Annotated in this window: 12 protein-coding genes; 9 read left to right on the top strand and 3 right to left on the bottom strand. The window is 68.4% G+C overall.

Annotated features, from left to right (window positions below):
* Nucleotides 1-277: 277 nt before the first annotated feature.
* Together J7I79_RS08515 and J7I79_RS08510 are read right to left on the bottom strand one after the other, a co-directional pair.
* Complete coding sequence (locus J7I79_RS08515; protein WP_104174001.1) at nt 278-1,195, bottom strand: LysR family transcriptional regulator; 918 nt, start codon at nt 1,193-1,195, stop codon at nt 278-280.
* Nucleotides 1,196-1,254: 59 nt separating this feature from the next.
* Nucleotides 1,255-2,952: a PucR family transcriptional regulator gene (locus J7I79_RS08510; RefSeq protein ID WP_214952251.1), complete on the bottom strand. Its 1,698-nt coding sequence runs from the start codon at nt 2,950-2,952 to the stop codon at nt 1,255-1,257.
* A 121-nt stretch (nt 2,953-3,073) separates the two neighbouring features.
* Between J7I79_RS08510 and J7I79_RS08505 the strand changes: the two genes are divergently transcribed.
* Both J7I79_RS08505 and J7I79_RS08500 read left to right on the top strand, forming a co-directional pair.
* Complete coding sequence (locus J7I79_RS08505; RefSeq protein ID WP_214952249.1) at nt 3,074-4,561, top strand: CoA-acylating methylmalonate-semialdehyde dehydrogenase; 1,488 nt, start codon at nt 3,074-3,076, stop codon at nt 4,559-4,561.
* Nucleotides 4,562-4,587: 26 nt separating this feature from the next.
* Nucleotides 4,588-5,961, top strand: a complete 1,374-nt coding sequence (locus tag J7I79_RS08500) for an aspartate aminotransferase family protein (protein ID WP_214952247.1) — start codon at nt 4,588-4,590, stop codon at nt 5,959-5,961.
* A gap of 112 nt (nt 5,962-6,073) precedes the next feature.
* Here the strand turns inward: J7I79_RS08500 and J7I79_RS08495 are convergent, their stop codons facing one another.
* Nucleotides 6,074-6,448: a hypothetical protein gene (locus tag J7I79_RS08495; RefSeq protein ID WP_214952245.1), complete on the bottom strand. Its 375-nt coding sequence runs from the start codon at nt 6,446-6,448 to the stop codon at nt 6,074-6,076.
* A gap of 226 nt (nt 6,449-6,674) precedes the next feature.
* On the opposite strand from J7I79_RS08495, the gene J7I79_RS08490 reads away from it, so the two are divergent.
* The 7 genes from J7I79_RS08490 (at nt 6,675) to J7I79_RS08460 (ending at nt 17,062) form a co-directional block, all read left to right on the top strand.
* A complete protein-coding gene (locus J7I79_RS08490) occupies nt 6,675-6,893 on the top strand; it encodes a hypothetical protein (protein ID WP_214952243.1) in 219 nt (72 codons plus the stop codon).
* 191 nt (nt 6,894-7,084) lie between these two features.
* Nucleotides 7,085-7,714 (top strand): hypothetical protein, encoded by a 630-nt coding sequence (locus tag J7I79_RS08485; RefSeq protein ID WP_214952241.1) that lies wholly within the window; start codon nt 7,085-7,087, stop codon nt 7,712-7,714.
* A gap of 136 nt (nt 7,715-7,850) precedes the next feature.
* Nucleotides 7,851-8,660: a YcnI family protein gene (locus J7I79_RS08480; RefSeq protein ID WP_251042557.1), complete on the top strand. Its 810-nt coding sequence runs from the start codon at nt 7,851-7,853 to the stop codon at nt 8,658-8,660.
* Between the two features lie 100 nt (nt 8,661-8,760).
* Complete coding sequence (locus J7I79_RS08475) at nt 8,761-9,393, top strand: DUF4232 domain-containing protein (RefSeq protein ID WP_214952239.1); 633 nt, start codon at nt 8,761-8,763, stop codon at nt 9,391-9,393.
* A 125-nt stretch (nt 9,394-9,518) separates the two neighbouring features.
* A complete protein-coding gene (locus tag J7I79_RS08470; protein ID WP_214952237.1) occupies nt 9,519-11,027 on the top strand; it encodes an FAD-dependent oxidoreductase in 1,509 nt (502 codons plus the stop codon).
* Between the two features lie 172 nt (nt 11,028-11,199).
* Nucleotides 11,200-16,218 carry a DNA glycosylase AlkZ-like family protein gene (locus J7I79_RS08465; RefSeq protein WP_214952508.1) on the top strand — a complete coding sequence of 1,673 codons (5,019 nt, stop codon included), beginning with the start codon at nt 11,200-11,202 and terminating at the stop codon, nt 16,216-16,218.
* Nucleotides 16,211-17,062, top strand: coding sequence for a DNA-formamidopyrimidine glycosylase family protein (locus J7I79_RS08460; RefSeq protein WP_214952235.1), 852 nt, complete (start codon nt 16,211-16,213; stop codon nt 17,060-17,062). The genes J7I79_RS08465 and J7I79_RS08460 overlap by 8 nt, the downstream gene beginning before the upstream one ends.
* Nucleotides 17,063-17,135 lie beyond the last annotated feature (73 nt).

Raw genomic sequence — 17,135 nt, 5'->3', positions numbered from 1 at the left:
ATACACCGGTCCGGACATGCCTCGGACACATTGTGTGTGATTCGGAACCATTGAATCTCCTTTGATCAACATGGTCAGCTCGCTGTGGGGTTTCGGCCCAAGCCGTGTTTGCGGGGTTTTCGCCGCTGGAGGATCCCCGGATCCACCCGGTTGCATCAACTGTGTGTGATACCGTTCACATCTGTCCAATTGATTGTTTTTGAGGAATCGATCGATTTTGTCAATGACGACGCGGCCGGATTTACGGCAGGGTTGATGCCGGGTCCGGCCATGCCGGTCAGTTGCGCGACGCCCCGTAGAGGCGGAGGCAGGTCTCCTCAAACGCCAGGGCACGCCGCGTCGGCTGCACGCCCTCAGGACGGACCAGCATCACTTCGATCGGCGGCAAATTGTCCGTCAGCGTCAGCGCCACCACCTTGCCACCGGAGTAGGTCATGTCGCTGTGGAGCCGCTGGTTCAGCAACGCGTATCCGTGGCCCTTCGCCACGAATGACCGGACAGTCTCGTACCCTGCGAAACGGTGCCGGACATTGGGCACCACCCCGGCGATGACATAGAGCTGCTCGAAGTACTCCCGGCTGTGCGGCAGGTCCAGCACCACGGCGGGTTCGCCGTCGAGCTCCTTGAGTGAAATGGTCTTTTCGGGCCGTGCCGCGGCGGGATGCCCGGCATGGACCAGCACGTGCGGCGGGACTCGTTCCAGCACCTGGTACGTGAAGCCGCGACCCAGTCCGAGGCCGTACGTGAGCGCCACGTCGCACTGCCCTTCCAGCAGGGCCGTCTGGAGGCTGGCCAGGTCGGCTTCCAGGAAGGAAACCTCAACGCCCGGGTGCTGCATCTCGAACGTCTGGAGGATCGCCGGAAGCCTGAAGGGCGCCAGCGGAGCAAACACGCCCACTTTGAGCTCACCCACCAGGCTGGCCGCAAGGCCGCGGGCGGATTCGTAGAGCGAATCAGCATGCTCCAGCAGCACCTTGATGTCCTGGGCAAGCTGCCGTCCGGTCGGCGTGAGGCGCAGGCCGCGCGTCCTGAGCCGCACGAACAGCTGCGTAGACAGGCTCGCTTCAAGCTGGGCCATGGCCGTGGACAGGGTGGACTGGGTCACCAGTAGCCGGTCTGCGGCCGCCGTCATGTTCTCGAGCTCCGCTACCACCGCAAAATACCGCAGCTGGGTCAGCGTAAAGGGCTTAGCCATCCGTCAATGTTCGCATTCTGCGGCATCTGCCGCGTTCGGGGGCAGGGGTGGGCTCTGATTCACAGCGCCCGGAGCCTGTGCAGCAGGAGGGCGACGTGCAGCGACGTCCGGGATTCGGCGTCGTCAAGGTCCACCGCCAGGAGCTCCTCCAACCGGGCAAGCCGGGCGTAGAGCGTGGGGCGGCTCAAATAGCCGCTCCGTGCGAGCGCGGCCTTGTTTCCGCCCGATTCGAGATACTGGCCCAGCAGCTCCAGGTATCCGCCGTTCCCCCGGGCCTCGGCCTGCAGCAGGCTTTCCAGTTCGGACTCCACAAACTGCTGTACGCGCGGATCGTTGCGCAGGAGCGCCAGCAGCCCCCGCAGCCGGATGTCGGTGGCCCGGTAGAACTGCTTTCCGGCACCGCGCAGCGTCGCCGCCGTTTCGGCGACGTGGGCAGCCTCGTCAATGCCGGCCGCTGCCTCCAGCAGGGAGCCCCGCGGACGTCCGACGCCGATGGTCCAGGCCGGTGCCGCCGCCCCCCTCAGGCGGGTCCCGCCGTCGTCCGCTGCCTGCGTACCGCCGCCCGCCTGCACCGCCAGGGCGTCCGCCAGCCGCTGCAGGGTGGCGTCCTCGAGTTGCTTCGCCGGGAGGGCAAGGATCATGCCCACCGACCCGGACTGGATACTGGCAGTCAGCGCGCTGCCCGCCGTGGACTTCACCACCTTGGCCAGCAGTTCCAGGAGGGCGCGTTCCTCCTGCTGGCCAGCCAGCGGATCGCGGGACTGTGCGCCGTCGGACGTCGGCGCAGCCTGCGCAGAGGCGCCGGTGCGGTACACAATCGGCACATAGAACGGCGAGCGCTTCAGCCCCAGGGCTCCGGCGCGCGCCAGGGCATCCGCCTCGCTGAGCCCCCGGGGGTGGCGGAGTGCGTTGAGCAGGCCGGCCTGGGCCTGCTGGCTGAGCTCGCGCCGGTCCCGCTCGGCGAGGCGGTTGATGGCGAGGGTCTGCGCCGCGCGCTCAAGCACCATGGCCGCGGTTTCCTCGTCATCCGGGGTCACCGGAAGGACCAGCCGTCCCCACAGCTGCTCCCGGACACCCACCGGAACCTGCAGCCAGTCCTCCGGGCCGGTGCGCACCGTTCTCGCGGACGACGGCGTGGTCCGCGAGCGGCGCTCCCAGTCATGCAGGAGCTCTGTTGTTGCAAGGCCCTGCGCCGAGTAGGCGAGGACCAGGTGGGACAGGTCCTCCAGCACCACGGGCGCTCCGATCATCCCTGCGGCCTGCTCCACCACCCGCTCCGTTCCGGCGCTTTCCAGGCTGAGGACCGTGAAGGCCTCGTGGACGTCGCGGGCGCGTTCCACGCGTTCCAGCTGCTCCGCCACGATCATCCGGTGCACCACCTCGGTGACCTCGACGAAGCGCACCCGCCGCTGCACCACGATCACCGGCAGCGTGCATGACTTCGCCGCCGCCTGCAGCGCGGCCAGGCTGCGGTCCCGTTCCCCCACCAGTTCCACGATCAGCCCGGCGGCCGAGGATTCCTCGAGGGACCGGATGAAGGACGCCGTGGCTTCCGGTTCCTTCTCCAGCTCCAATCCGGTGGTGAGCACCAGCTCGCCGCCGGAGAGAAGGCTGGAAATGTCCAGGAGCTCGCTGACGTGGACCCAGCGGACCGGTGCGTCGAGGCCGGCGGCGCCGCCCGCCCCGCCGCCGAGAATCTGCGGCGAGGCAGCGCGAAGCACAGGGAGGCCAAGAATGGTGCGGAGGGTTGGCAGCATTTACACAGTGTAATGGCAGCCACATTTTCCTTTACACATCGCCCCTTATGGCGGCGGTCCTCCGGCGACAGACTGGACGCAACGCACGAAGCGACCACAAGCCACCATCTAAGGAGATTCCTTGAACATCGTCGAGCACTGGATCAACGGCAGCTACGTCCCGGCCGGCGAGCGCACGGCGCCCGTCACCAACCCCGCCACCGGAAAAGTCACCGCCCAGGTGGTACTGGCCAGCACCGAGGACAGCAACGCCGCGATCGCCGCCGCGAAGGCAGCCTTCCCGGCGTGGCGCGACACATCCCTCGCCCGCCGCACACAGGTCATCTTCGCTTTCCGCGAGCTGCTCAACTCCCGCAAGGACGAGCTCGCCGCCATCATCACCTCGGAGCACGGCAAGGTCCTCGACGATGCCCTGGGCGAGGTGACCCGCGGCCAGGAAGTGGTCGAGTTCGCCTGCGGCATCCCGCACCTGCTCAAGGGCAGCTACACCGAAAACGCCTCCACGAAGGTTGACGTCCACTCCATCCGCCAGGCCCTCGGCCCGGTTGCCGTCATCAGCCCGTTCAACTTCCCGGCCATGGTTCCCATGTGGTTCTTCCCGCTCGCCATCGCCGCCGGCAACACCGTGATCATCAAGCCGAGCGAAAAGGATCCGACGGCGGCCAACTGGATGGCAGAGCTGTGGAAGGAAGCCGGGCTGCCGGACGGCGTCTTCAACGTCCTGCACGGCGACAAGGTTGCCGTGGACGCCCTCCTCACCCACCCTGACGTCAAAGCCGTGTCCTTCGTGGGCTCCACCCCGATCGCCAAGTACGTCTACCAGACCGCGACGGCCCACGGTAAGCGTGTCCAGGCCCTCGGCGGCGCCAAGAACCACATGATCGTGCTGCCCGACGCCGACCTGGACCTCGCGGCGGACGCCGCGGTCAACGCCGGTTTCGGTTCAGCCGGCGAGCGCTGCATGGCGATCTCTGCCCTGCTGGCCGTGGGCGACATCGCCGACGAACTCGTGGCCAAGATTGCCCAGCGCGCCAACTCCCTGCGCACCGGCGACGGCCTGCGCGGCTGCGACATGGGCCCCCTCGTCACGGCCCAGCACCGGGACAAGGTGGCCAGCTACGTGGACGCAGGCGAAGCGGCCGGCGCCACGATCGTCGTCGACGGCCGGACCATCTCCCCGGACGCCGAAGGTGACGGCTTCTTCGTCGGCCCCACCCTTTTCGACAACGTCACCACCGACATGTCCATCTACCAGGACGAGATCTTCGGCCCGGTCCTGTCCGTGGTCCGGGTGGACACCTATGACCAGGCACTCGAGCTGATCAACAACAACCCCTACGGCAACGGCACCGCGATCTTCACGAACGACGGCGGCGCGGCCCGCCGCTTCGAGAACGAGGTGGAGGTGGGCATGGTGGGCATCAACGTCCCCGTCCCGGTCCCCATGGCCTACTACTCGTTCGGCGGCTGGAAGAACTCACTCTTCGGCGACACCCACGCCCACGGCACCGAGGGCGTCGGCTTCTTCACCCGCGGCAAGGCCGTCACCTCCCGCTGGCTCGATCCCAGCCACGGCGGCATCAACCTCGGCTTCCCGCAGAACGCCTGACCGGCGCCCCTTCGAAAGGAACAGTCATGACTTCCACGATTGAAAGCGGCGTCCTGCCGCAGTCCGGGGACGCCGGAACGGCCCGCCGCGCCTACGACCTGGACCGCAAGCACGTCTTCCACTCCTGGTCCGCCCAGGACCTCCTGGATCCGATGGTCATCACCGCGGCCGAGGGCTCCCACGTGTGGGACGGCGACGGCAACAAGTACCTCGACTTCTCGTCCCAGCTGGTCAACACCAACATCGGCCACCAGCACCCCTCCGTCGTCGCTGCCATCGCCGCGCAGGCTGCGAAGCTGTGCACCATCGCCCCGAGCTATGTCAACGACGCCCGGTCGGAAGCCGCGCGGCTGATCGCCGAACGCACGCCGGGGGAACTGGACCGGATCTTCTTCACCAACGGCGGCGCCGACGCCAACGAACACGCCGTCCGGATGGCCCGGCTCCACACCGGCCGCCACAAGGTCCTCTCCGCCTACCGTTCGTATCACGGCGGCACCCAGCTCGCGGTCAACCTCACCGGCGACCCCCGCCGCTGGCCCAGCGACACCGGCAGCACCGGCACCATCCACTTCTTTCCGCCCTACCTCTACCGCACGGCGTTCCACTCCACCACCGAAGAGGAGGAAAGCCAGCGCGCCCTGGAGCACCTCGAGCAGCTGATCAGCCTCGAGGGCCCCGCCACCATCGCGGCGCTGATCCTGGAATCCGTTCCCGGGACCGCCGGCATCTACATGCCCCCGCCCGGCTACCTGCAGGGCGTCCGGGAGCTGTGCACCAGGCACGGCATCGTCTTCATCGCGGACGAGGTCATGGCGGGCTTCGGCCGCACGGGCAAGTGGTTCGCCGTCGAGCATTTCGACGTCGTTCCGGACCTGCTGACCTTCGCGAAGGGCGTCAACTCCGGCTACGTCCCGCTCGGCGGTGTGGCCATCAGCCCCGAAATCGCAGAGACCTTCGGGAAGCGTGTCTACCCCGGCGGGCTCACCTACTCCGGACACCCGCTGGCCACGGCAGCCGCCGTCGCCACGATCGACACCATGGAACGCGAAGGCATCGTGGAACATGCCGCCTTCCTGGGCGAAACCGTCATCGGCCCCGCACTGGCCGGCTTTGCCGAACGGCACCCGTCAGTGGGCGAGGTCCGCGGCACCGGCGTGTTCTGGGCCATCGAGCTCGTCCGGGACCGGACCACACGGGAGCCGCTGGCGCCCTACGGCGGCTCCAGCCCGGTGATGAACGAGCTCGTCGCGGGGTGCAAATCCAAGGGCCTGCTGCCGTTCGCCAACTTCAACCGGATCCACGTGGTCCCGCCCTGCAACACCAGCGTGCAGGACACCGAGGCCGGCTTGGCCATCCTCGACGAAGTCCTGGAAATCGCCGATCAGGCCATCGCCTGACCGCTCCCGCCGGTACCGTCCAATAGCCGGGCCCCGGGTCCCCTGCAAAAGGGGACCGGGGGCCAAGCTGCTGATCCTTGGGCGGTAAACCGCCGGGCTCCGGAGCGCCGGGTTAAGGAACGTCCGGGCGCTGGTCCGGGCGCTGGTCCGGGCGCTGGTCCGGCCGCTGGTCCGGCCGGTGGCCGCGCAGGTTGTCCTGGACCTTGCCGAAGAGATCCTTGATGGTGGATTCCGTGTTGGTAAGCATGTCCGGCTGGACGTAGACATTCTGCGTCGGCGGCAGGCTGTAATGCGACGGCAGCCCTCCGGCGCCATCAACGCCCTCCAGCGCGACGGTCACTCCGCCTTCCTTGCGTGCGATGGCGCCGATCCGGCCGAACACCAGCGTGAACTCGTCCGGCTGGAAGCTGACGGTTTGCCCGATGTGTGTCCGGTTGAGCTCGCCCGCAGCTACTGCTTTCTCGTTGCCGGTCCCTGAGTAGTCCATGGTCTCTCCTAAAAGGTGGATGGCAGCTTATGCCAGCAGTCTAGGGCGGGGCACGGATGCCGCATAGACCACGCTGGACGGCTGCACAATACTTTGCGGCACCATCATCACTTCATCCATTGAAAGCCTTCCCGGCCAGCGGCTTAGATGGATCTTGTCGGCGCTGACACACCAGTTGCCGCAGGGGAATCAAGCAGGCTTCTAGGAACGGGCATCGAGGAACATTGTGACGTCACAAACGAATTGGGTTGGCGGCGGACCGGGCTGGGACGACGTGCAGGTTGGGGACAGCGTGCAGCTGAGCCGGAACGGGCGCATCGAATTCACCGGCCAGGTGGACGACCGTACCGCAGCCGGTGACATCGTCTGGATCAAGTCGAGCCTTGGCCGCAGGCGGCTCTTCCACGTCGAAGACGGCTTCCAGCTCGCCGGGAGCAGCATGTGATCGCGGAAGCTGAAGACGCACTTTGTGAAGAGGACTGCCACTACTGCTCGGGGCCGGAAACGGACTAGCCGTAACGGAACCCATTTCCCCGCTAGAATTGCAGGGATCCGCCAGCCTCCTCCCGCACCAATGCCGGCGCCCCGGAGCGCGCGGATCGCAGCCGGCAACGAACCAGCCTGAGGGAGGACTCCGTGCGCACTCATTACGCCCGGACTCCTTTCCATTCCCTCCGAGCGGCCATGGTTGCCGCCATGATTGTGACTCTCGGCGCGGCCGCCCACGTGGTTGCCGGCGGCGAACTGCCGGTTCCGGGCATCATGCTGGCTGTCCTGGCACTCACCGGCATGGCGGCCACCGCGGCCACCCGCCTCAGACTGAATTTTCCCGCGATGGCCGCGCTCCTGGGAGCCGGTCAGCTGGTCCTACACGAGGCCTTCAGCGCTTTTAGCTCCCCTGCCGGGACCGTGCACGCAAACGTACCGGGGCATCACCCGGCGGCCCCGTCACTGGCCGGATTCCCGCTGGAAACCGCCGGCGCCGCGCACGTGCACCATGCCGCCCCCTGGGCCGCCTCACTGATGCTGGCGGGGCATGCCCTGGCCACCCTCGCCTGTGCACTGCTGCTAGCCAAGGGCGAGGCCGCCCTCTGGTCCCTCGCCGCGTGGCTCCGGCCCCTCGTTCAACTTCCCGAAGCGGCAATGCCCGACGTCGCCGCCGCACCTGCCGCCGCCGGCTGGCCGGCGGATTCCGCGCCGCTCCCCTGGCGCAACCTCAGGCCGGACTGCAGGCGGGGCCCGCCTGCCGCCGTCGTACTCTCCTGACACCTTTTCCTGGCTCCGGCCTGCCCGCCGAACCGCCGCTTCCGGCAGTTCCAGCGGCCCCGTGCCGCGGCACCGGACGCCCCTCCATAGTTTTGTGCACCGCCACTGGCCCCGTGCACCTTTGAAAGGCCCTCTTTTGAAAAAGTCATCACCCAAGTCCTTCCGCCGAACCCTCTCCGCAACGGCCGTGGCCGGCGGCACCGCAGCACTCATGCTGGCCGGAGTCACGGCTGCGTCCGCGCACGTCGGCGTCACCCCGGACAAGACCGACGCCAACTCCTACGCGCTGCTCACCTTCGGCATTCCGCATGGCTGCGACGACTCAGGCACCACCAAGGTGACCATCACGCTCCCCGAGGAACTCAACGACGCCCAGCCCACGGTCAACCCGAACTGGACCGTGGAGAAGGTTGTGGAGCAGCTGCCGGAACCGAAGAAGCTCGCGGACGGCGCAACCATCACCAAGCGGACCAGCCAGATCGTCTACACCGCCAAGGCACCGTTGGACCCCGAACTCCGGGACGCGCTGGTGCTCTCCGTCAAGCTCCCCGACGCCGCCGGCAAGACCCTCCATTTCCCCACCCTGCAGAACTGTGAGCAGGGGCAGACGGACTGGTCCGAGATCGCCAAGGACGGCCAGGACCCGCACTCCCTCGAAGCGCCGGCACCGTCGCTCACCGTCACGGCTGCCGCCGCGGACAGCCACGGGTCGGCGTCAGAAACGCCGGCGGCCGCGGCCCACGCCTCATCCGTATCGGACGAGGGGACGGACGACGGCTCGCAGCCGCGCAGCTGGGCCGGCCTCGTAGCAGGCCTCGGCGGACTTGCCCTCGGCGGGGTGGCGCTGATGCGCAGCAGGAACGGCAAGACGGCCGAGGCCCGTGTTGCAGCGGCCACTTCCGAACCCGGCGCTTCCGAACCGACTGATTCCAAGCCCGGGAAGTAGTACGCGGGATTGATGCCCGGAAATCACAATCCGGGCATCAATCCGCGGCAGCGGTCGTGGCATCGTTGACTCAGGCAACCGCGGGCATGAAGGTTGAGCCATGAGGTCTCAGCCAATTAAAAACGGTCTTGTCATCACGACGGCGGTCGCGGCCGCCGCCCTCCTGCTCACAGCATGCGGGCCCAGCCAGCCCCAGTCCCAGGGGACTCCGGAGCCGGCCTCCACTTCCAGCACTCCGTCCGGTTCCTCCGCGCCGGCCACAAGCCAGGCGCCCAGCAGCACACCGCCCTCGTCGGCCCCCGCACCCGCGGGACCCTCGCTGTGCAAGGCCGCGAACCTGACGGTGTCGGAGGATTCCACCGGTGGGGGCGCTGCCGGCAGCGTCTACTCCAAGCTCATCCTTACGAACTCCGGCGCAGAACCCTGCCTCCTGAGGGGCTTTCCGGGCGTCTCCCTCACCGCGGACGCCACCGGGGCACCTATCGGGGCACCGGCCCGGCAGGACGGGTCGTCGCCCGTTGCGGACGTGCTGCTGGCCCCCGGCCAGGCCGGAGCCGCGGAGATGCGCTACACGCAGGCGGGCAATTACCCGGACTGCACCGCAACGAAGGCTGCGGGCTACCGGATCTATCCGCCTGAGGACACCGCCTCACTGTTCCTGGCCATGCCCCGGAACGCCTGCACCAACGACGAGATCGAGCTGCTGACCATCGGGGCGTTCCACGCCATGTAAGAATTCGAGGTAGCCGCCCGGTCCTGTTCCCCGGTCACGCAGCCCATGACATGATAAGTCGACTTATGAACTCTTTCGGAGTCCCGACGGTGATGTCACGGGACTGAGGAAAGGCAGGCCGGCCGATGACCTCGTTGTGGTTGGACCGCACCCACACGTTCCGCAGCGACCAGTTCCATCCCCGCAGCGCGTTTGACACGGTGGTGGCAGGGGCCGGGCTGACCGGGCTGGTGACGGCCCTGCTCCTCGCCCGGTCAGGCAAGAAAGTGCTGGTTCTCGAAGCCAGGAGCCCGGGCGCCGTGACCACCGGCAACACCACGGCAAAGGTTTCCCTGCTGCAGGGCACTGTGCTGTCCGCGCTGAGGAACCAGTATTCGCAGAAGGTGGTGGATGCCTACGTCGAGATGAACCGCGAGGGACAGGCCTGGCTGCTGCGGTATCTCAGGGACCGGGGAGTGGCGTTCCAGCGTCGGGATGCCTATACGTACGCCACTTCCGAAGACGGTACCGACATCCTCCGTAAGGAAATGGCGGTTGCCCAGGCCGCTGGACTTGCTGTGGAGTATGTCCGGGAACCCGGGCTCCCTTTTCCCGTCAAAGGTGCGCTCCGCCTGGGCCGGCAGGCCCAGATCCACCCCATGGAAGTCATCGACGCCCTGGTGGACGACGTCCGCTCGCACGGAGGTCAGATCGTTTCCGGCGTGCGGCTGAACGGGTTCCGGGGACTTGGTGCGCTCCGGGGTGCGGAACTGGAGGTCCAAACAGATCATGGACCCGTGCGTGCCGGGGACGTGGTGCTTGCCACGGGGACCCCGGTCCTGGACCGGGGGCTATATTTCGCCAAACTCAAGCCGCTGCGGTCCTACGCGGCGGCCTTCGAATTGCCCGGGACAACCGCTGTCCCGGACGGTATGTTCCTGTCCGTTGAGCAGCCGATCCGATCCCTGCGCGATTATCCCGCCGACGGCCGTCGGCTCCTCCTGGTGGGAGGCAACGGGCATCCGGTGGGCCGCGCCAGGTCAACGCAGGCCTACCTCGACACACTGATCGACTGGACAACGGCGAAATTCCCCGGCGCCAGCCTCACCCACTCCTGGTCCGCTCAGGACTACCAGGCCACCAACCTGATGCCCTTCTTCGGCAAGCTGCCGCGGGGGCTGGGCCGGGTTTATTTCGCCACGGGGTACAACAAATGGGGCATGGCCAACTCCGTGGCCGCCGCCCTGGACATCACGTCCGGCATCCTCGGCACCCGGCTCCCCTGGGCCAGCGTCATCCACCACCGGGTCACGTCCGCGGCCGGAGCCGCCTCGGCAGCAACCCTCAATGCGGCGGTGGCCGCCACGCTAGCCAGGGATTGGGCGCAGGTGGGACTCAAGCGCCTGGGCGAGTCACGGGAGCAGCCGCCGGAGGGGTCGGGCATGGTGTTCCGCCGCGGCCGGAAGCCTGTGGCCGTGTCCACCGTCGACGGCACCAGCTGCCAGCTGTCCGCCGTCTGCACCCATCTGGGCGGCATTGTGCGGTGGAACGACAGCGAAAAATCCTGGGACTGCCCGCTCCACGGCTCCCGCTTCAGCAGCACCGGGACGGTGCTGGAAGGTCCGGCCACCCGCGATCTGCGGCAGGTTGACTGACCCTGCGGGGGCCTCGCCGGAACCCGCCGGGAGTGCCGCCAATAGTGTCGGTGCCTTAGGGCATGATGGAGGAATGCAGGGGAAGGACGTCGCCGGCGGGCGGCCAGGCAAAAAACAGTCGGGCGACACACCATCAGGAACGCCGGCCGGCGGGACTTCTTCCGGGCGGACCATGGACAGGTTCAGCCAGTCCACCAGGGAGTGGTTCCTCGGTGCGTTTTCCGCGCCCACACCCGCACAAAACGGGGCCTGGGACGCCATTTCGTCCGGCTCCCACGCGCTGGTGGTTGCCCCGACTGGCTCCGGCAAAACCCTCGCAGCATTCCTGTGGGCACTCGACCGCCTCCAGGCGTCCGCTCCCGCCGAACCGGAAGCACTGCCCGGCCTGGACCAGGCTGCCAAAGGCAGGAAACCGAAGGCGCCCCGGCGCAAGACCCGCGTCCTGTACATATCGCCGCTCAAAGCGCTGGGTGTCGACGTCGAACGCAACCTCCGGGCGCCGCTGATCGGCATCACACAGACAGCCAAACGGCTGGGCCTGCCCGCCCCGCTGATCACCGTTGGGGTCCGTTCGGGGGATACGACGACGGCGGACCGCCGCGCGCTGCTCTCGCACCCGCCCGACATCCTCATCACCACCCCGGAGTCCCTGTTCCTTATGCTCACGTCCCGGGCGCGGGAAACCCTGGCCGAGGTGGACACGATCATCGTGGACGAGGTCCACGCCGTCGCCGGCACCAAGCGCGGCGCGCACCTGGCCGTGTCGCTGGAACGGCTGGATGCGCTCCTGCCCAAACCCGCGCAGCGGATCGGCCTCTCAGCCACCGTGGAGCCCCGCGAACTCGTGGCCCAGTTCCTCGCAGGATCCGCCCCGGTGGAAATCGTGGCGCCGCCGTCCAAGAAGAACTGGGACCTGACCGTGTCCGTTCCGGTGGAGGACATGTCCGATCTGCAGGGGGCCGCCGGCACCTTCGACTCCGGCCCTGCGTCGGGGCTGCAGCCACAGGCGTCCATCTGGCCGCATGTGGAGGAGAAGATCGTGGACCTGGTGATGGCCAACCAGTCCACCATCGTGTTCGCCAATTCGCGCCGCCTCGCCGAACGCCTGACGGCCCGCCTCAACGAGATCCACGCCGAACGTGAACTGGTGGCGGCGGGCGGAGGCTGGGGCGAATTCGGCGCCGGGGGGCCGGACTTCGGATCCTCGCCTTCAGCAATACAGTCCGCCGTGCCGTCGGCGGTGCCGTCCGCGGGCACCGGCATACCGGCGTCGACGGCGACGCCGGCCCACATGATGGCGCAGGCGGGCAGCACCGCCGGCGCCGATCCCGTGCTGGCACGGGCCCACCACGGTTCCGTATCAAAGGACCAGCGCGCGCTGATCGAGGACGACCTGAAATCGGGCCGGCTGCGGTGCGTTGTCGCCACGTCCTCCCTTGAGCTCGGAATCGACATGGGCGCGGTGGACCTGGTGGTCCAGGTGGAGTCGCCGCCGTCCGTGGCCAGCGGTCTGCAGCGGGTGGGCCGTGCCGGTCACCAGGTGGGCGAAGTGTCCCAGGGCGTCCTGTTCCCCAAACACCGTGCCGACCTCGTGCATACGGCCATTACCGTGGAGCGGATGCTCGGCGGCAAGATCGAGCGGCTTAGTGTTCCCGCCAACCCGCTGGACATCCTGGCGCAGCAGACGGTGGCGGCCACGGCCTTGGGCTCCATCGATGTGGAGGAATGGTTCTCCACGGTCCGCCGGTCCGCCCCGTTTGCTTCCCTCCCCCGGTCCGCCTTCGAGGCCACGCTGGACCTTTTGGCCGGCCGCTACCCGTCCGACGAATTCGCCGAGCTCCGGCCCAGAATCATCTGGGACCGGAACGCCGGCACCATCGAGGGCCGCCCCGGGGCTCAGCGGCTGGCCGTGACGTCCGGCGGCACCATTCCGGACCGCGGGCTCTTTGGCGTCTACATCATCGGCACCGAGGTGGAAGGCTCTGCCTCGCCTTCCAGCGAGGGCAAGGCTGCCAGTCCGGGGGCCTCCGCCGCCAAGGGTGGCCGGCGCGTGGGTGAACTCGACGAGGAGATGGTCTACGAATCCCGGGTGGGCGACATCTTCGCCCTCGGTGCCACCAGCTGGAAGATCGAGGACATCACGCACGACCGCGTCCTGGTGTCCCCGGCCTTCGGCCAGCCGGGCAAGCTCCCCTTCTGGAAGGGTGATTCGCTGGGCCGGCCGGTGGACCTGGGCCGCGCCCTGGGCGCCTTCGTGCGTGAACTGTCCGCGTCCGACGTCGGACCGGCCATGGAGCGGTGCAAGGCCAGCGGGCTTGACGACTTTGCTGCGAACAACCTGATCCAGTATCTGGCCGAACAGAAGCTGGCCACCGAAGTGGTCCCCAGCGACACCACGCTGGTGGTGGAGCGGTTCCACGACGAACTGGGCGATTGGCGGGTGGTCCTGCACAGCCCCTTCGGCCTGCCCGTGCACGCGCCCTGGGCCCTCGCCGTGGGCCAGCGGCTCCACCAGCGCTACGGAATGGACGGCTCCGCGATGGCCGCGGACGACGGCATCGTGCTGCGGGTGCCCATGATGGAGGACGAACCGCCGGGCGCCGAGCTGTTCCTCTTCGAACCCGAGGAACTGGAGCAGATCGTCACGGCCGAGGTGGGTGGCAGCGCCCTCTTTGCCTCGCGCTTCCGTGAGTGTGCCGCCCGGGCGCTGCTGCTGCCCCGGCAAAACCCGGGAAAGCGGCAGCCGCTGTGGCAGCAGCGCCAACGGTCCGCGCAGTTGCTGGACGTGGCGCGGAAATATCCGACGTTTCCCATCGTGCTGGAAACCGTGCGTGAGTGCCTGCAGGACGTCTACGATCTCCCGGCGCTGAAGGACGTCGCAGCGTCCATCGAGCGGCGTGAACTGCGGATCCTCCAAACCACCACGCAGCAGCCCTCCCCGTTCGCGAAGTCCCTGCTGTTCGGCTACGTCGCGCAGTTCCTCTATGAAGGCGACTCACCCCTTGCGGAGCGCCGGGCTGCCGCGCTGGCCCTGGATTCAACCCTGCTGAATGAGCTCCTGGGCCGGGTGGAGCTGCGCGAACTGCTCGACGCCAGGGTCATCGAGGCCACCGAACGGGAGCTGCAGCGGCTCGCGCCGGACCGCCGGGTGCGCGGGATGGAGGGCGTCGCGGACCTGCTGCGCATGCTCGGTCCGCTGACCCCCGAAGAAGTGGCCGCACGGCTGGAAACCGCCGCCCCGGTGGCTGAGCCGACGGAAACCCTGGTGGCTGAGCCGGCGGAAACCCTGGTGGTTGAGCCTGCCCAGGTGGCCGACGCCGTCACGCACCTCACCGCCCTGCAGCGGGCCAACCGCGCACTCCGGGTGTACATCGGCGGTGCCGAGCGCTTTGCCGCCGTGGAAGATGCCGCCCGCCTGCGGGATGCCATCGGAGTGCCCCTGCCCATGGGGGTGCCGCTGGCGTTCATCGAACCGGTGGCCGACCCCCTTGGCGACCTCGTCTCCCGCTACGCCCGCACCCACGGACCGTTCACGGCAGCTGAAGCCGCGGCAAGGCTGGGACTCGGCGTCGCCGTCGTCAGTACTGCGCTCAAGAGGCTCGCCGCGGACGGCCGCGTGGTGGAAGGAGAGTTCCGCCCGCATTCCGCGCCGCCCGAACAGGTGGCCGCCGCCGAACACCCGGAAACGGGGGACGCTGATGCCGCCCAGGCCCCGTCCCCACCATCCGTGGTGGCACTGGCCGGCACCAGTGAATGGTGTGACGCAGAGGTGCTGCGAAAATTGCGCCGCCGGTCGCTGGCGGCGCTGCGTGCCGAAGTGGAGCCCGTGGATACGGCGGCGTACGGCCGGTTCCTTCCGGCCTGGCAGAACGTCCGAATCCCGGGAGGCGGCCGGGGCCAGTCAGCCCTGCGCGGGCTGGACGGCATCATCACGGCTGTCGATCAGCTCTCCGGCGTGCCGGTTCCGGCTTCGGCATGGGAACCGCTCGTCCTCGCCAGCCGGGTTGCCGACTACCAGCCCGCCATGCTGGATGAGCTGATGGCGGCCGGCGAGGTCCTCTGGTCCGGTGCAGGCGCGCTTCCCGGCAACGACGGCTGGGTGAGCCTGCACCTCGCGGACTCGGCCGAACTCACGCTGAATCCCGCGGCTGACTACGAGCCCGGGGACGCCCAGCAGCGCCTGCTGGACCATCTGCAGAACAATGGCGGCGGCTATTTCTTCCGCCAACTGACGGACATCGCGGGCGGCATGGACGCCGTGATGAGCGACCAGGATGTTGTGGCTGCGCTCTGGGACCTGGCGTGGGCAGGCCGCATCACCGGCGATACGTTCGCGCCCGTCCGGGCCATGATTGCCGGCGGCCACACAGCCCACCGGCAGGTTGCCCGGGCACCGCGGGCGCGCGCACCCCGGATGAGCCGGCTGGGACGCGCCCACGGCACCGGTCTGCTGGGATCTCCCGGGCTGACCGGGGGGCGCTACGGTTCGGTCACAGGTGCCGCCGCCACGCCGCCGCTGGCGGCCGGCCGATGGTCTGCCCTGCCGTCGCCCGAACTTGACCCGACCATCCACGCCCGCGCCACGGCGGAGCTGCTGCTGGACAGGTACGGTGTCGTCACCCGCGGATCAGTCATGGCGGAGAACATCCTGGGCGGCTTTGGGCTGATGTACAAGGTCCTGGCCAGGCTGGAGGAAGCCGGACGCTGCCGCCGGGGTTATTTCATCGAGCACCTCGGCGCCGCCCAGTTTGCTGTGCCGGCCACGGTGGACCGGCTGCGGTCCTACACGGAGGACACCCAGCTGGCGAAGCCGGAGCCTGTTGCCCTGGCCCTCGCCGCGACGGACCCCGCCAATCCCTACGGCGCGGCGCTGGCCTGGCCCGCGCTCAGTGTGGAGGCCGGCAGCGGCCACCGCCCGGGGCGGAAGGCAGGAGCCCTCGTGGTCATGGTCGACGGGTTTCTGGTCCTCTACGTGGAGCGCGGTGGCAAGACACTGCTCGCCTTCGATGAAGATCCGGAAATACTCGCCGCCGCGGCGGCAGCCCTGGTGGGGGTGGTGAAGCGCGGCGCGGTGGACAAGCTCATCATGGAGAAGGTCAACGGCCACGGCATCCTGGACACGCCTGCGGCAGCCGCTTTGACCCACGCCGGCGCCTATTCCACTCCGAAGGGACTGAGAATCCGTGCCTGAAGGTGATTCCGTCTGGCGGGCCGCGGCGCAGCTGCACGCCGCCCTGGCCGGACAGCAACTCACAGCCTCCGACTTCCGGGTGCCCAGATTTGCCACGCTCAAGCTGGACGGCTGGACAGTGGACGAGGTGGTTCCCCGCGGCAAGCACCTGCTGATGCGGCTCCGGGGTCCGGCGGAGGAACAGCTGACCATCCACTCCCACCTGAAGATGGAAGGCGCCTGGCAGGTCTACCCTCCCGGCGGCCGCTGGCGGAAACCGGGGTTCACGGCCCGGTGCGTGCTGCGGACCGCCACGGCGGACGCCGTCGGGTTTTCCCTCGGCATCCTGGAAGTGGTCCGCACGGCTGACGAGGTGTCCGTCGTCGGCCACCTCGGGCCGGACCTCCTCGGCCCGGACTGGGACATCGCCGAGGCGGAACGGCGGCTGCTCGCGGCGCCCGACGTTCCCATCGGCGTGGCCCTCCTGGACCAGCGCAACCTGGCCGGCATCGGCAACATCTACCGCTGCGAGGCCTGCTTCCTTTCCGGCATCCATCCCGCCGCACCTGTCTCCGAGGTAACGGACCTGCGCGCCATAATGGCCGATGCCAAGCAGTTGCTGGAGGCCAACCTGGGACCGGGTCGCCGCACCACCGTGCTCAACGCCCGCGGAGCACCGGTGGGCAGGATGGCCGGAAGGCCTGGATACTGGGTATACGGTCGCGAGCACCAGCCATGCCTGAAATGCGGGACGCCCATCCGCCGCGGCGTGCTCGCCAAAGGCACCCACACAGGGACCGGCACCGAAGAGCGGGACATCTACTTCTGCCCGAAATGCCAGCCGCCGCCGGGAACAAACGCCTGACGCAGAGTGGAGCCGGCGCCGCACTCAGGCGGCCCGAGGCCTGAAGCAAACACGAGCCCGTGCCCGTGCCTCA

The sequence above is a fragment of the Arthrobacter sp. ISL-69 genome, from assembly GCF_018613775.1.
In the GTDB taxonomy this organism is placed as follows: domain Bacteria; phylum Actinomycetota; class Actinomycetes; order Actinomycetales; family Micrococcaceae; genus Arthrobacter.
The sequence above is the reverse complement of the archived record's forward strand: the minus strand, read 5'-3'. Positions and strand labels throughout refer to the sequence as shown.

Bases quoted from the DNA above. Each gene is read 5' to 3' on its own strand.
- J7I79_RS08515 (WP_104174001.1), bottom strand. From the start codon at position 1,195: ATGGCTAAGCCCTTTACGCTGACCCAGCTGCGGTATTTTGCGGTGGTA.
- J7I79_RS08510 (WP_214952251.1), bottom strand. From the start codon at position 2,952: ATGCTGCCAACCCTCCGCACCATTCTTGGCCTCCCTGTGCTTCGCGCT.
- J7I79_RS08500 (WP_214952247.1), top strand. From the start codon at position 4,588: ATGACTTCCACGATTGAAAGCGGCGTCCTGCCGCAGTCCGGGGACGCC.
- J7I79_RS08495 (WP_214952245.1), bottom strand. From the start codon at position 6,448: ATGGACTACTCAGGGACCGGCAACGAGAAAGCAGTAGCTGCGGGCGAG.
- J7I79_RS08475 (WP_214952239.1), top strand. From the start codon at position 8,761: ATGAGGTCTCAGCCAATTAAAAACGGTCTTGTCATCACGACGGCGGTC.
- J7I79_RS08470 (WP_214952237.1), top strand. From the start codon at position 9,519: ATGACCTCGTTGTGGTTGGACCGCACCCACACGTTCCGCAGCGACCAG.
- J7I79_RS08465 (WP_214952508.1), top strand. From the start codon at position 11,200: ATGGACAGGTTCAGCCAGTCCACCAGGGAGTGGTTCCTCGGTGCGTTT.